17 protein-coding genes are annotated in these 13,835 nt (G+C 40.0%); 7 read left to right on the forward strand and 10 right to left on the reverse strand.

Features of this window, described 5'->3' with window-relative positions; all coding sequences use genetic code 11:
• The 8 genes from hpf to H4J63_RS03810 form a co-directional block, all read right to left on the reverse strand.
• Positions 1-288, reverse strand: a complete 288-nt coding sequence (gene hpf / locus H4J63_RS03775) for a ribosome hibernation promoting factor (protein WP_007580301.1) — start codon at positions 286-288, stop codon at positions 1-3.
• A gap of 26 nt (positions 289-314) precedes the next feature.
• Complete coding sequence (locus H4J63_RS03780; RefSeq protein WP_165739998.1) at positions 315-1,814, reverse strand: RNA polymerase factor sigma-54; 1,500 nt, start codon at positions 1,812-1,814, stop codon at positions 315-317.
• 69 nt (positions 1,815-1,883) lie between these two features.
• Positions 1,884-2,609, reverse strand: coding sequence for an LPS export ABC transporter ATP-binding protein (lptB, locus tag H4J63_RS03785; protein WP_007580304.1), 726 nt, complete (start codon positions 2,607-2,609; stop codon positions 1,884-1,886).
• Entirely contained in the window at positions 2,606-3,151 is a 546-nt protein-coding gene (gene lptA, locus H4J63_RS03790) for a lipopolysaccharide transport periplasmic protein LptA (protein WP_182194643.1), read from the reverse strand. Before lptA ends, lptB begins: the two co-directional genes overlap by 4 nt.
• Positions 3,141-3,695, reverse strand: a complete 555-nt coding sequence (gene lptC, locus H4J63_RS03795; protein ID WP_024599258.1) for an LPS export ABC transporter periplasmic protein LptC — start codon at positions 3,693-3,695, stop codon at positions 3,141-3,143. Before lptC ends, lptA begins: the two co-directional genes overlap by 11 nt.
• Positions 3,692-4,243 carry a 3-deoxy-manno-octulosonate-8-phosphatase KdsC gene (gene kdsC, locus H4J63_RS03800; protein ID WP_182194646.1) on the reverse strand — a complete coding sequence of 184 codons (552 nt, stop codon included), beginning with the start codon at positions 4,241-4,243 and terminating at the stop codon, positions 3,692-3,694. Before kdsC ends, lptC begins: the two co-directional genes overlap by 4 nt.
• Positions 4,244-5,215, reverse strand: coding sequence for a KpsF/GutQ family sugar-phosphate isomerase (locus H4J63_RS03805; protein ID WP_182194648.1), 972 nt, complete (start codon positions 5,213-5,215; stop codon positions 4,244-4,246).
• Between the two features lie 3 nt (positions 5,216-5,218).
• Positions 5,219-6,187, reverse strand: a complete 969-nt coding sequence (locus H4J63_RS03810) for a calcium/sodium antiporter (RefSeq protein ID WP_024599260.1) — start codon at positions 6,185-6,187, stop codon at positions 5,219-5,221.
• 255 nt (positions 6,188-6,442) lie between these two features.
• Here H4J63_RS03810 and H4J63_RS03815 point away from each other — a divergent pair, with 255 nt between their 5' ends.
• From H4J63_RS03815 to murA, 7 genes are read left to right on the forward strand one after another with little or no spacing between them, the layout of a single operon-like run.
• On the forward strand, positions 6,443-7,258 hold the full coding sequence (locus tag H4J63_RS03815; protein WP_080945050.1) for an ATP-binding cassette domain-containing protein: 816 nt from the start codon (positions 6,443-6,445) through the stop codon (positions 7,256-7,258).
• Positions 7,258-8,037, forward strand: a complete 780-nt coding sequence (gene mlaE, locus H4J63_RS03820; RefSeq protein ID WP_002957949.1) for a lipid asymmetry maintenance ABC transporter permease subunit MlaE — start codon at positions 7,258-7,260, stop codon at positions 8,035-8,037. Before H4J63_RS03815 ends, mlaE begins: the two co-directional genes overlap by 1 nt.
• A gap of 13 nt (positions 8,038-8,050) precedes the next feature.
• Entirely contained in the window at positions 8,051-8,599 is a 549-nt protein-coding gene (gene mlaD / locus H4J63_RS03825) for an outer membrane lipid asymmetry maintenance protein MlaD (RefSeq protein WP_002957950.1), read from the forward strand.
• Positions 8,600-8,604: 5 nt separating this feature from the next.
• Positions 8,605-9,285: a phospholipid-binding protein MlaC gene (locus H4J63_RS03830; protein ID WP_165743096.1), complete on the forward strand. Its 681-nt coding sequence runs from the start codon at positions 8,605-8,607 to the stop codon at positions 9,283-9,285.
• Entirely contained in the window at positions 9,278-9,571 is a 294-nt protein-coding gene (locus tag H4J63_RS03835; RefSeq protein WP_002957952.1) for a lipid asymmetry maintenance protein MlaB, read from the forward strand. The genes H4J63_RS03830 and H4J63_RS03835 overlap by 8 nt, the downstream gene beginning before the upstream one ends.
• Before the next feature lie 5 nt (positions 9,572-9,576).
• On the forward strand, positions 9,577-9,834 hold the full coding sequence (locus H4J63_RS03840; RefSeq protein ID WP_182194651.1) for a BolA family protein: 258 nt from the start codon (positions 9,577-9,579) through the stop codon (positions 9,832-9,834).
• 13 nt (positions 9,835-9,847) lie between these two features.
• On the forward strand, positions 9,848-11,107 hold the full coding sequence (gene murA, locus H4J63_RS03845) for a UDP-N-acetylglucosamine 1-carboxyvinyltransferase (protein WP_002957954.1): 1,260 nt from the start codon (positions 9,848-9,850) through the stop codon (positions 11,105-11,107).
• 86 nt (positions 11,108-11,193) lie between these two features.
• Here the strand turns inward: murA and H4J63_RS03850 are convergent, their stop codons facing one another.
• Together H4J63_RS03850 and H4J63_RS03855 are read right to left on the reverse strand one after the other, a co-directional pair.
• Entirely contained in the window at positions 11,194-12,276 is a 1,083-nt protein-coding gene (locus tag H4J63_RS03850) for a trypsin-like peptidase domain-containing protein (protein ID WP_024595792.1), read from the reverse strand.
• A 102-nt stretch (positions 12,277-12,378) separates the two neighbouring features.
• Entirely contained in the window at positions 12,379-13,731 is a 1,353-nt protein-coding gene (locus tag H4J63_RS03855) for a Do family serine endopeptidase (RefSeq protein WP_024606350.1), read from the reverse strand.
• Between the last annotated feature and the right edge of the window lie 104 nt (positions 13,732-13,835).

The following is a 13,835-nucleotide window of genomic DNA, read 5'->3' on the forward strand; positions in this document are numbered from 1 at the left end:
TTAGTGTCGAGCAAGCTTCTCTTTGTGTTTAATCACTTGTCGATCGAGCTTGTCGATCAACGAGTCAATGGCGGCATACATATCTTGATGTTCCGTAGAGGCAAATAGCTCAGCACCACTTACATGTATTGTGGCTTCTGCTTTTTGATTTAATTTTTCTACATCGAGAATGACATGAACATTATTAATATGATCAGAGTGTCTTTCTAGCTTCGCAAATTTGGTATTAATATAGTCTCTTAGTGAATCGGTTAATTCTACGTGACGACCAGTTAAGTTTAGTTGCATAAGCATTACCCTCTTTGTTTAGCGTCTTAAATCAAACTTTTACGTTGATTTGACGGTGGAATAGCCAGAGACTCGCGGTATTTTGCGATTGTACGTCTCGCTACTTTAATTCCTTGCTCAGCCAATATATCCGCTATTTTGCTATCACTCAATGGTTTTGCTGAGTTTTCTGCTGCGATTAATTTTCTGATGAGCGCACGTATTGCTGTAGATGAACATTCACCCCCATTTTCGGTGCTTACATGGCTTGAGAAAAAGTATTTAAGCTCAAATATGCCACGAGGTGTATGCATATATTTTTGAGTTGTTACGCGCGAAATTGTTGATTCGTGCATTTCGACCATTTCAGCAACATCATTTAAAACCATTGGTTTCATGGCCTCAGGGCCGTGTTCAAAAAAGCCTTGTTGCTGCTTAACAATACAATTAGTTACTTTTAATAGTGTGTCGTTTCTACTTTCTAAGCTTTTAATAAACCATTTAGCTTCTTGTAAATGTGAGCGAATAAACTGGCTGTCACCACTGGATTTTACAGTGCGAGACATTGCAGCGTATTGGCTATTAACACGAATTTTAGGCATGCTATCTGGATTTAACTCAACAACCCAGCGGCCTTTAATTTTTTTAACTGACACATCAGGAATAACATACTCAGATTCTTCTCTTACAATAGTATCTGCAGGCTTAGGGCTAAGAGTATGTATTAATGTCATTACTTCTTTAAGCTCTTCTTCTTTGAGTTTAGTCTTCTTCATTAATGTACGATAGTCACGAGCTGCTAATAAATCAATATGCTCGGTTAAAATCATTTTCGTTTCATTAATGTAAGGTGTTTCTTTATCAAACTGGTTAAGCTGAATACATAAACACTCTTGTAAACTACGTGCAGCAATACCGACAGGATCAAACAGTTGGATGCGCTTTAATACAGCTTCAATTTCATCAAGTTCAACTTCGTTATCTTCTTCGTTTTCTTGATTAAAGCTTTCTAAAATCTCTTCGCAGCTTAGTGTTAAAATACCTGAATCATCAACTGCTTCTACAATCGCAATAGCAATAGCTTCATCGGTAGGACTAAATGGCGTTAATTGTAACTGCCACATTAAGTACTCGTGGAGCGTCTCTGTTGAGGCGCCTTGGTAGATTGACTCGTCTTCAGGCATTGGACCTGATGATGCTGCAGGAGCAGCACTCATGTACTCATCCCAGCTAACATCCATAGCCATGTCGTCACTTAGCGTGTCTTTTGCAAGTGCTTCACCACTATCTTGTTCGTATTCGCTTGGAGCATCGTCGGCCGATGCGCTAACAGTTATGTCATCGGTATCTGCTTTTTGCTCGTTTTTACCAGCAGCGTCTTCGGAATAGTCTGGTTCTTCAACCTCTAATAGCGGGTTGCTGTCGAGAGCTTCTTGTATTTCTTGCTGGAGATCCAATGTACTGAGTTGCAACAAACGAATAGCTTGTTGCAGCTGTGGAGTCATTGTAAGTTGCTGGCCCATGCGCAGCTGTAGTGATTGCCTCATGTATCTCTAACAATCCTTTTATGTTGTTATAATTAATACTAGCAGATGCTTAAAGACATGGCGTAAATGTTACAGCCTAAATTGCTCGCCTAAGTAAACATCGCGTACTGTTTTATCATTTAATACGTGTTCTGGAGTACCTGATGCAATCAGCTCCCCATGAGAAACAATGTAGGCTTTTTCACAAACATCAAGGGTTTCTCTTACGTTATGATCGGTAATTAATACACCAATCCCACGATTTTTGAGATGTTCTATTATTTTCTTTATATCTAATACCGAAATCGGGTCAACACCTGCAAATGGTTCATCCAATAATATAAATTTAGGATCGGCTGCCAGCGCACGTGCTATTTCCACGCGGCGACGTTCGCCACCCGATAACGCCATACCTTGGCTATCACGAATGTGTTGTATGCTAAATTCATCTAATAATTTATCGAGAGTGTCTTCTCGGGCTTGTTTATTTAACTCTTTGCGTGTTTCTAAAATAGCCATTAAGTTTTGATAAACAGTCAGTTTTCTAAAAATTGAAGACTCTTGTGGTAAGTAGCCAATGCCTAATCTAGCACGACTATGCATAGGTAAAAGAGTAATATCGTTATCATCGATAGAAATTTTACCTTTGTCGCTAGGTACAAGTCCCACAATCATATAAAACGTGGTGGTTTTACCTGCGCCGTTAGGACCAAGTAAACCAACAATACTGCCAGCTTTTACTTCAAGGCCAACGTTTTTGACAACTTCACGACCTTTATAGCTCTTTGCTAATAGCTCTGCTTTTAATGTACTCATGGCTGACCTTTATCGTCTTTTTTACTTTTTTTAGTTTCGATTGGTACTAAAATTGTGTGAACGCGGTCAGTTGAGTTTTCATCTTTTTCGGCACTGATTAGCTGTTGTTCTATATCGTAGGTAATACTTTTGGCATTAATTTTTTGTCCTGCTTGCGATACTTGTGCATTACCAACGAGCGTTAAAAAACGTTTAGATACATCGTAACGAACTTCGTCTGCACTGGCGCTCATAGTTGTGCCATCTGATTGCTTCTCTTCAAAGCGAGCAGGGCTACCCGTGGCAATTAATAGTTGCTGGTTATCACCTAGTTCATCGCGCTTATGTACTTCGAGGCGGTCTGCTGTAATTCGGCGATTACCGTGAATAATCTCAACGTTTTTCTCAAAAATACCCACGTTAGTTTTTAATTGGCCTTCTTGCTTATCGGCGCTTATTGAAATTTGATTTGCAGCAGATAGCGAGTTTTGCTCTGCAGCACTACTATTAAACGCTATTATAAGTGTAGGAATAATAAGTGATTTTAATATTTTATTGGTCATAGTATATGGTTCGCGTATGGTTAATTAGTTTTATCACTTCGGTTTTTAAATCGGCTTCAAGGCCTTTGCCGGTGATTTTTAAATTGGGTCCAGTGATGATGACTGGTTGCTCCGAGCGCATTGTTAATAGCTTTATATCTACCTGAATATTATCAGCATTGATTTTGTCTATCATGGCGTTATCAGTTAAGTTTTTGGCAACCACGTTACCTTCTAAAATTAATTGTTTGTCTTCGTATAATGTTGCTTCGTCTGCATTTATTTGCCACGTTTGCTTTTCGTTATATAAAGTAAAAATGGGTTTTTCAAAAAACGTGAAACCTAATTGCTGATATAGTTCCATTTTAGCCGCAGTTACTTTGTGGCTGATTGTACCTTGTTCGTCATAGGCTGTTTGTTTGAGTTCAATGGCTATGTAATCAGGCTTGGCAATAACTTCAGGCTCAGTCTGAGGCAAAATATTTGGTTGTGTAAAATAAGGGTACCAAAGCCAAACCATACAGCTAATGAATAAAACGCTTAATATTATGCGCGCTGCATTCATGAACTAGTGCCTTGTGTAGTCAACGCTTTACCATTTTCAAGCATAAGTAAGTCGGTGAGCTCTCTTACTGCACCAAAGCCGCCAGGCATTTGCGTTACATAGTGTGATAAACGTTTAATAAGTGGATGGGCATCATTTACTGCAACAGCAAAGCCGACTAATTCCATAACGGGCATGTCAGGGCCATCATCACCGATATAAGCAATTTGTTCATCGCTAAGGTTGAGTTTGTCTTTTAATTGTTGATAGGCAATGAGCTTATTTTCTTGACCTTGATAAATATGCTGTACGGTTAAGCTGCTCATACGTTGTTGCACTATTTGTGAATGACGACCAGTAATTACAGCCACTTCAAAGCCACTGTTTATAAGCGCTTTAATGCCAAAACCATCTTTTGTATTAAATGCTTTTAGCTCTTCACCTTGATTACCAAGATAAATACGGCCATCAGAAAATACACCATCAATATCGCATATAAGTAGCTTTACTTTTTTAGCGCGTGCTTTTGCATCATCGCTCAGCGGTTGATAGAGTTCTTCAAATTGCATTTATAATACTCCTGCTTTTAATAGGTCTTGCATGTTTAATGCGCCAATAGGTTGGTTTTTCTCATTGACGACGATTAAGCCATTTATACGTTTGTGTTCCATAATATTAAGCGCTTCAGCGGCTAAAATATCTTGTGTAGCCGTAGTACATGACTTAGTCATAACAACATCTATTTGTGTTGTATGAATATCAATTCTTTGCTCTAAAATACGACGCAAATCGCCATCGGTAAATAATCCCACGAGCTGCTGATTTTCATCAACAATGGCTGTCATGCCTAAACCTTTGGCTGACATTTCAATGAGGGCATCTTTAACTGTTTGTGAAACGCTAATAATAGGTGTATTTGCGCCGCTGTGCATAACATCTTTTAAAGTAAGTAATAAGCGCTTGCCTAAGCTACCACCTGGGTGAGATAACGCGAAGTCATCAGCAGTAAAGCCGCGAGCTTCTAATAATGCAACTGCCATGGCATCGCCCATCGCAAGTGTTGCAGTGGTACTGGATGTAGGAGCTAGACCCAATGAACAGGCTTCTTTTTCTACTTTAATGCACACATGTACATTAGCAAGGGTTGCCATAGTTGATTGCGTATTACCAGTCATCGATATCATTTTGGCACCAAGTCGTTTTAAAACCGGAATGATATTTAAAACTTCGCTGGTCTCTCCTGAATTAGAAATAAGCATAACCACGTCATTTTTAGTGATCATACCTAAATCACCATGACTTGCTTCACCAGGGTGAACAAAAAATGCAGGGCTGCCAGTACTCGCAAGAGTGGCCGCGATTTTATTGCCAATATGACCTGATTTACCCATGCCAATGACAATAATACGGCCTTCGCAGTCGTACATTAATTGGCACGCGTTATTAAAATTCTCATCTACATATTGTGCAATATCACTAAGTGCTTGGCGCTCAACATCTAAAACGCGAAGACCTTGTTCAATAAAATTTAGCGTTGCCATCATTTACCCTACTTGACTAAAAATATACCCTTGGTAACCCAAAAACGCTATTAGCAATAAGCCGCCTTCTACTCTATTGATACGTTGGGTGCCTCTAAAGTTCAATGACATAATAATAAGAGCAAGTGTTGCACCAATCATAATTAATACGTCTCGACTTACTAATGATGGGTCAATGGCAGAAGGGTTAATGATACCTGCAAGTGGTAATACCGCTAGAATATTAAATATATTTGAGCCAACAATATTACCTAGTGCTAAATCATCTTCATTTTTAAGTACACCAGCTACCGAAGCTGCAAGCTCTGGCAAGCTAGTACCAATGGCAATAATTGTTAAGCCAATGACTAAGTCGCTTAAGCCGAAGTATTTTGCAATGTCTACAGCTGAACCTATTAAAAAATGAGAGCTAACAGGTAGGAGTATCATGCCTATAACTAACCAAAATATCGCTTTTTTTGTAGGTACATCGTTAGGTACGTCGTCGCAGGCTTCTGAGACAAATGGGTCATCTTGGTTTTTTGCACGCATAGACACAATAATTAACCCACCGATGAATACGATAAAGCCAACTAAAAGTGCAACACCTTCATTAAATGAAAAGTAGTTATCCGAAAAGACATACCAAGTAGCAAGAGATACTAGCATTACCAATGGCATTTCGCGTTTTAACGTACTAGATGAAACTGAAAGAGGGCGAAATAGAGCTGTAATACCTAACACAAGTAAAATGTTTGTAATGTTAGAGCCAACAGCATTACCGACGGCAGTGTCGGTTTTGTTAGCCAGAGCGGCAGAGGCTGAAACCATCATTTCAGGTGCTGATGAGCCCATAGCTACAACGGTCAAACCAACAATAAGTGTAGGTACACCAAAGTTTTTAGCAAGAGCCGCAGCGCCATAAACAAACCTGTCTGCACTCCAAACAAGAGCTGCAAAACCAAGAATTAAAATAACAAACGAGGTAACCATTGTGTTAAGCCAGTTATACAAAATACGGATGGCGCGAATAGTAACAAAAGCCAAGATGAAAGTATAAATAAAAGAGTAAGGTCAACTACGTAACAATGCTGCTTTTAAACAGCTAATTTAAAAATTTAAGCCGGGGTTAAGCTGTTTTGAGCGAGTCTTATAATCCTTTTTATGGGTGTATTACAAAATCTTACGAATTGTTTTTTCCATCTTTGACAAAAAAGCTTTAAAATAGGTGCACTAGTGAACATTTTTATGGAGAGCGACTTGTCGCAATCAATAGTAGAAGTCAAGGATGTTAGCTTTTCGAGAGGCAATAGAACTATATATAAAAATATGAGTTTTAGCGTTCCTAAAGGTAAAATTACTGCGATCATGGGGCCAAGCGGAATTGGCAAAACCACTATGTTGCGTTTAATTGGTGGTCAGCTTAAACCAGATTCAGGTGATATTTTATTTGAAGGTGGCAGCATTCCTAAAATGTCTCGTAAAGAGTTATACGAAGCACGTACTAAAATGAGCATGCTTTTTCAAAGTGGTGCGCTGTTTACTGATATGTCGGTATTTGACAATATTGCGTTTCCTATAAGAGAGCACACAAAGCTAAGTGAAGACCTTATCCGATTAGTTGTATTAATGAAATTGCAAGCGGTTGGGCTACGTGGCGCTAAAGATTTAATGCCCTCTGAGTTATCCGGCGGTATGGCAAGGCGTGCTGCGCTTGCACGCGCTATAGCACTTGATCCAGAGCTAATCATGTACGATGAACCATTTGCAGGGCAAGATCCTATTTCGATGGGCGTATTGGTTAAGCTAATTAAGTCGCTCAACGAAGTATTAGGTTTATCGTCTTTAATCGTGACGCACGATGTAACAGAGGTAATGAGTATTGCCGAACACGTTATAATTATCGCCGACCAAGGGGTAATTGGTTCTGGTACTCCAGATGAAATGCGTAATCATGAATCTCCTTTAGTTCAACAGTTTTTAAAAGGCTTGTCGGATGGTCCAGTACCATTTCATTTTCCGGCTCAGGCTTATGCAGACGAACTACTTGGAGAAAAAGCATAATGTTGGATTTATTTCAAAAGCTAGGGCATAAAACGCTAGGACGTTTTGCGGCCCTTGGTCGTTCTGCTTATATGCTGTTTAGTGCATTAGCGCATGTTCCTAATTTTAAAAAAGGCACACCTTTACTTGTTCGCCAGCTTTATATGGTTGGTTCGCAATCGTTACTCATTATTATGGTGTCAGGTTTGTTTATCGGCATGGTGTTGGCTCTACAAGGTTACACCGTATTGGTTGGTTATGGTGCTGAAGATAGTTTAGGGCCGTTAGTGGCACTGAGCTTATTGCGAGAACTAGGCCCGGTTGTTACTGCATTATTATTTGCAGGACGCGCAGGTAGCGCTTTGACAGCTGAAATTGGCTTAATGAAAGCAACAGAGCAACTTTCATCACTTGAGATGATGGCAATCGATCCGCTAAAACGTATTATTGCACCGCGCTTTTGGGCGGGTTTTATAAGCATGCCATTGCTTGCATTGATATTTTCAGCTGTAGCAATTATAGGCGCTCATTTAGTGGGGGTAGATTGGCTGGGGGTTGATACAGGTAGTTTTTGGTCAATCATGCAATCGCAAGTGTCGTTTCAGCAAGACATACTAAACGGTATTATTAAAAGCTTTGTATTTGCCATAGTGGTGACCTGGATTGCGCTTTATAAAGGATATGACTGTGTGCCGACCTCAGAAGGGATCAGCAAAGCAACCACCGAAACGGTTGTTCATTCGTCATTAGCAGTTTTAGGTTTTGACTTTATTTTGACAGCGGTAATGTTTACCAGCTAATAGGGTATAGATAATGAATTCACGGAAATTAGAAATTTTAGTTGGTTTTTTTGTAGCACTTGGCATTTTAGCTTTTGCGATGCTTGCACTTAAAGTTGCCAATTCAGGTATTAGTGGCTCTGGCGAAACATATACGCTTAATGCCAAGTTTGAAAACATCGGCTCGTTAAAAGCGCGTGCGCCGGTAAAAGTAGGTGGTGTTGTAATTGGTCGTGTTGAATCAATTTATGTTCACCCACAAGAATTTTTACCAGTCGTTAATATGACCATTGACGCACAGTACTTATGTCGTTTTTCAGACACAAGCTCAATCTCTATTTTAACGTCGGGTATTTTAGGTGAGCAGTACTTAGGTATTCACCCTGTAATTTCTCCAGATTCTGCTAAGCAACGTTGTTTAGGCGAAACAGTGACAGAAAACAAGCAAGATGAAGCAATTGACGATTTATTTGGTGTGGAAAGTAAAGCACTAGGTGATGGCGATTCAATCACTGATACTAAGTCTGCCATTGTACTTGAAGAATTAATCGGGCAGTTTTTATTCAACCAAGGTAGTGAGTAATTATTATGTTGAAAAAGTTTTTAGCTATTGTAGCAATTGGCACAATGACGCTAACTCAAAGCGTAAGTGCAGCAGATGTGAAATTAATCGATCCTAATAAAATGGTACGCCAAGTTGCCGATAATACATTTGCGCGCATTAAAAAAGATCAGCCATTAATTGTTAAAGATCAGGAATACCTTCGCGTAATAGTCGAAGAAGAATTAATGCCTTATATCGACTATAAATATGCAGCACTTCGTGTACTTGGCAGTGAAGTATCTAAAGTTCGTGCAATTACCGACGAAGCTGAAAAGGCCAAAGCAATTAAAGAAATTCAACGCTTTATTGGTGTATTTAGAGAGTACTTAGTTGCTACTTATGCAGGTGTATTTACTCAATACACAAACCAGAAAGTTGAGTTTGGTGCAGAGCAAGCGTTTAAAGGCAAAGACGTTGTTGTTATTAAGACTAAAATTATTGAAGACGGTAAACCTGATATCAGAATCGATTTTAAAGTACGCGAAGACCGTGACGGTGAATGGCGCGCGTACGATATGATTGCCGAAGGTATTAGTTTACTAGACGCAAAACAAAGTGAGCTGCAAGGTATTTTGCGCCAGCAAGGTATTGATAATGTAAGTAACCTTTTAGAGCAAAAGAGTCAGCTACCAGTTCAGTTTAGAGGCAGTAACTCGAATGACTAAATTGGCAATAAGCCAAGTTGATGGACAACATTTTGGAGTAAGCGGTGAGCTTACTCGAAATTCAATTGGCGATGAACAGCTTCTGAACAATAAGTTATTAACTAAGCATAAAATCATCTATTTCGACCTAAGTGGAGTATCAAGGGTTGACACAGCAGGCTTAGCTTGGTTAATTCACTCTTTTGCAGAATTAAAGCAGCAAGGCATTCGCCTTGAATTGCAAAACCTACCTGAGCAATTGCAAAATTTAATGCAATTGGGTCAGGTTACAACCCTATTTGAGTGAGAGTTATGGAAACTAGCCAAGTCGAAACATTATTACGCGAAGAACTTCAATTAGCTGAAGTACATGTAAAAGCCAATGGTAGTCATTATGAAGTTGTTGCGGTAGGCGAATGCTTTGACGGTTTAAGCCGAGTTAAAAAGCAGCAGCTAGTTTATGGTCCATTAATGAATACAATTTCAGATGGGACAATTCACGCAGTATCTATTCGTGCATTTACTGCTGTAGAGTGGAAGCGTGAACAAAAATTCATTTTACCGCAATAACTAGGGCCTCCTAATGGATCAATTTGTAATTCAAGGTGGCACTTCACTTGCTGGTGAAGTGACTATTTCGGGCGCTAAAAATGCCGCACTTCCTATTTTATTTGCTTCACTATTAGCTGATGGTAAAAGTATATTTACTAATGTACCGCGTCTTCGCGACATAGTGACCACTGAAGCTTTATTAAAAACTTTAGGTGCAGATGTTAATTGGCAGGGCGATACGCTAGTAATTGACGGTGCAACGGTTAATAAAACATTAGCGCCTTACGACTTAGTAAAGCAAATGCGCGCCTCTGTGCTTGCATTAGGCCCTCTAGTTGCACGTTTTGGTGAAGCTCAAGTCTCTTTACCTGGTGGGTGCGCTATTGGCGCTCGCCCAGTTGATATTCATATTCAAGGTTTGGAGCGCATGGGCGCACAAATAAACGTTGAAAATGGTTATATTAATGCCAAGGTAAATGGTCGCTTAAAAGGCGCTGAAATTTTTATGGAAATGGTAAGCGTAGGCGCTACCGAAAACCTATTAATGGCAGCGGCCCTCGCTGATGGTAAAACCATACTTGATAATGCGGCACGCGAGCCTGAAATAATTGATTTAGCTAACTGCCTAATTGCTATGGGCGCTAAAATCACAGGTGCAGGTACTAGCCGCATTGAAGTTGAGGGCGTTGAGCGTTTAGCTGGCTGTGAACACAGTATTTTACCTGACCGAATTGAAACTGGGACGTTTTTAGTCGCAGCAGCAATGGCTGGCGGTGAAGTACTTTGTAAAAATACAGACTTTCATTCTCTTGAGCCTGTGATTGAAAAGCTACGTGCTACGAATGCACACCTAGAAGTACATAACGATAGTATTTATCTTGATATGCGCGGCCGAGAACTTAAAGCCGTGAATATTAAAACAGCTCCACACCCAGGTTTTCCTACGGATATGCAAGCTCAGTTTACAGCATTAAATGTAGTAGCAAATGGTAGTGCAACGATCACAGAAACGATTTTTGAAAACCGTTTTATGCATGTACCAGAGTTGCAGCGTATGGGCGCTAATATTCGTTTAGAAGGGCATACCGCAATTTGTGGTGAGACTGAAAGCTTAACGGGCGCGCAAGTGATGGCAACCGATTTACGCGCTTCAGCTAGCTTAATCTTAACGGGTATAGTGGCACAGGGTGAAACGGTTGTTGACCGTATTTATCACGTTGATAGAGGTTATCAGCGCATTGAAGATAAACTAAGTGCGTTGGGTGCAAACATTAAACGTAGAAGTAGCTAAGTAGATAACTAGTTAAGCTATTTTAAAAAGGTCGGATACGCAAATTGCTATCCGACTTTTTTATTGAAGATTGGTATTACTATTTATTAAAGCTTTGTTTCAAGCTCAGCTACCACCACCATGATTTTTTCTATTTTCCCATCTCTGTATAGCTCAAATTCTATTTCTTTACCGGGCTCCGTATTACCTATTTTTTCAAGCACTTTTTGTGGGTTTGCTACCGAAAGCCCTGCAATTTTAATGACGATATCTTGCTCTTCAATACCCGCTTGCCATGCTGGCCCCAAAGGGTCTAAATTAGTAATGCGCATGCCGGTAACCGGCGTTAGGCTGTCGTTTACTTCTTTACCTGTACTATCTACTGCTGTGCCTTCAAAGCCTAAATAGCCGCGTACAACGCGACCGTGACGAATGAGTTTACCCATCACTTTTTTAGCAAGTGAGTAAGGAACCGCAAAAAATATTCCTTGAATATTCAAGTTCTCACGCGTTTTAAATTGTGCAGAAGTAATGCCGACTAAATCACCATTGGAGTTAACTAATGCGCCGCCGGAGTTGCCCACGTTAATAGCTGCATCCATTTGCAATAAGTTATTGTAAGGGCTATCTGTAATTTTTTGCTTACCCGTTGCACTAATAATGCCTTGAGTGATTGTTTGCCCTAAGTTAAGCGGGTTGCCTATAGCAAGTACAACATCGCCTACATTTGATACATAGCTATCGTTTACGGGAATCACCGGGAGGTGATCTGCATTGATTTTAAGTAAGGCTAAATCAGTAATGGTATCAAAACCAATTAGTTGCACATCAAAAAAACGTCGGCCATCGGTTAAGATAACCATAATTTGGTCTGCATTATTCACAACATGGTAGTTAGTAAGAATATAACCGTCTTGCGACATAATGACGCCAGAGCCTAGCTCTTGTACCGTGTTTTTTCTTTTATAACGAGGTTCTTTGGAAATGCTTTCTGAAAAAATAGTAACTACAGAAGGAGCTGCTCGTTTAACTGCATCAGAAAAACTCAGGTGACTCGCACTCATCGCGCTTGGAAGGGGAACATTAGGGAGTAAGGCGGCTCGCATATTAGGGCTGAAAAAAACCACTAAAAAAGCAATACTTAGACCTGCAAATAAAGGGGGGAGAATAAATTTTATTAATTTCAGCACAGTTTTCTTATTATGTAAGTGAGCAATCTCTTTATGATGACATAAAAAAAATAACAGCGGCAAGTGCCACTGTTATTTTTATTACATTAATAGTGCTATTTATTACTGAATTAAAATAAATATAGACTCACGACCACGTTGTACGCCAAGTACGATATTACCTTTAGTGTTTTCGATAATCTTATTCATATCACGAATAGTCTCTACTCGTTGGCGATTCACTTGCATAATAATATCACCTTCTTCAAGGCCAACACGGGCAGAAGGTGAGCGAGGGTCTACAGACGTAACCTCAACACCTTTATTACTATTTTTTTGCACGTTTTCAAGTGTCGCGCCTTGGAACGCAGGATGCAGCTCTTCGCCAGTCGCTGTAACACCTGATGCACCATCAAGAGTTACTTTTACCGTTTTAATTTTACCATCGCGGTAAATACCAAGTTTTATTTCGCGGCCTTCACCTAGCGTAGCAATTTTGCTGCGTAGTTCATGGAAACCACTAATATCACCGCCATTAATGCTAACAATTACGTCACCTGCTTTTATACCTGCTTTACTTGCGGCAGTGTCGTCCATTACTTGCATTACATAAGCACCTTGTTTAACGTCAAGTTGCTGCGCCTTAGCAAGGCCTGCATCAAGTGGGCGGCCAGAGATACCCAGCGACCCTCGGCGTACTTCACCGTGTTCAACAATTTGATCAACTAAGTTTTTCATCATGTTTGATGGAATGGCAAAACCAATACCCACGTTACCGCCAGAAGCACCTAAAATAGCAGTGTTAATACCAATCAATTCACCGTTTAAGTTAACTAGTGCACCACCAGAGTTGCCTTGGTTGATAGCAGCATCGGTTTGAATGAAATCTTCGTAGCCCTCAATATTTAAACCACTACGGCCAAGAGCGCTAACAATACCAGATGTAACTGTGTGGCTAAGTCCAAATGGGTTACCAATAGCGACGGCAAAGTCGCCCACTCGTAAACTATCTGAATTTGCGAGTTTTATTTCAGTTAAGTCATCAGCGTCTATTTGTAAAAGAGCGATGTCTGATTCTGTATCAGTACCAATTTTAGTTGCTTCAAATTCACGGCCATCTTCGAGGGTTACTACCATTTTTTCGGCATCTTGGATTACGTGATTATTAGTGACTACATAACCCTCATCAGCATCAATAATTACCCCAGAGCCTAACCCACTAAATTGACGCTTTTGACTGCGAGGCTGTTGCTGTCCAAAAAAGTATTCAAGCGGATCTGCACGGCGGCGTACTTCTTTTGAGCCTGAAACTTGGATACTTACAACACCTGGAGATATTTTCTCTAGCATGGGGGCAAGAGTTGGTAGTTGTTGACCATTTACTGCAATTGGCATTTTTGCATAAGATGCTACAGGGCTCATTAATAAGCTTGTAGATAGAATAGCTGCGCTGATAAGTGATAATTTCATTTTCATAGTCAGGGGTAACTCCACTTAAGATAAAGCAAAACAAAAAGGGCTACTTTACAGCAGCCCTTTTCGGTTTATTAAGATAAAACAACAAAGCTGTTATATCTAAA

The sequence above is a fragment of the Pseudoalteromonas sp. 5Ae-yellow genome (assembly GCF_014077565.1).
Taxonomy (GTDB): Bacteria; Pseudomonadota; Gammaproteobacteria; order Enterobacterales; family Alteromonadaceae; genus Pseudoalteromonas.

What these genes read in the sequence shown, in the direction of transcription:
- hpf (WP_007580301.1), bottom strand. Translation starts at nt 288, where the DNA reads ATGCAACTAAACTTAACTGGTCGTCACGTAGAATTAACCGATTCACTA.
- H4J63_RS03780 (WP_165739998.1), bottom strand. Translation starts at nt 1,814, where the DNA reads ATGAGGCAATCACTACAGCTGCGCATGGGCCAGCAACTTACAATGACT.
- lptB (WP_007580304.1), bottom strand. Translation starts at nt 2,609, where the DNA reads ATGAGTACATTAAAAGCAGAGCTATTAGCAAAGAGCTATAAAGGTCGT.
- lptA (WP_182194643.1), bottom strand. Translation starts at nt 3,151, where the DNA reads ATGACCAATAAAATATTAAAATCACTTATTATTCCTACACTTATAATA.
- lptC (WP_024599258.1), bottom strand. Translation starts at nt 3,695, where the DNA reads ATGAATGCAGCGCGCATAATATTAAGCGTTTTATTCATTAGCTGTATG.
- kdsC (WP_182194646.1), bottom strand. Translation starts at nt 4,243, where the DNA reads ATGCAATTTGAAGAACTCTATCAACCGCTGAGCGATGATGCAAAAGCA.
- H4J63_RS03805 (WP_182194648.1), bottom strand. Translation starts at nt 5,215, where the DNA reads ATGGCAACGCTAAATTTTATTGAACAAGGTCTTCGCGTTTTAGATGTT.
- H4J63_RS03810 (WP_024599260.1), bottom strand. Translation starts at nt 6,187, where the DNA reads ATGGTTACCTCGTTTGTTATTTTAATTCTTGGTTTTGCAGCTCTTGTT.
- H4J63_RS03815 (WP_080945050.1), top strand. Translation starts at nt 6,443, where the DNA reads ATGGAGAGCGACTTGTCGCAATCAATAGTAGAAGTCAAGGATGTTAGC.
- mlaE (WP_002957949.1), top strand. Translation starts at nt 7,258, where the DNA reads ATGTTGGATTTATTTCAAAAGCTAGGGCATAAAACGCTAGGACGTTTT.
- mlaD (WP_002957950.1), top strand. Translation starts at nt 8,051, where the DNA reads ATGAATTCACGGAAATTAGAAATTTTAGTTGGTTTTTTTGTAGCACTT.
- H4J63_RS03830 (WP_165743096.1), top strand. Translation starts at nt 8,605, where the DNA reads ATGTTGAAAAAGTTTTTAGCTATTGTAGCAATTGGCACAATGACGCTA.
- H4J63_RS03835 (WP_002957952.1), top strand. Translation starts at nt 9,278, where the DNA reads ATGACTAAATTGGCAATAAGCCAAGTTGATGGACAACATTTTGGAGTA.
- H4J63_RS03840 (WP_182194651.1), top strand. Translation starts at nt 9,577, where the DNA reads ATGGAAACTAGCCAAGTCGAAACATTATTACGCGAAGAACTTCAATTA.
- murA (WP_002957954.1), top strand. Translation starts at nt 9,848, where the DNA reads ATGGATCAATTTGTAATTCAAGGTGGCACTTCACTTGCTGGTGAAGTG.
- H4J63_RS03855 (WP_024606350.1), bottom strand. Translation starts at nt 13,731, where the DNA reads ATGAAAATGAAATTATCACTTATCAGCGCAGCTATTCTATCTACAAGC.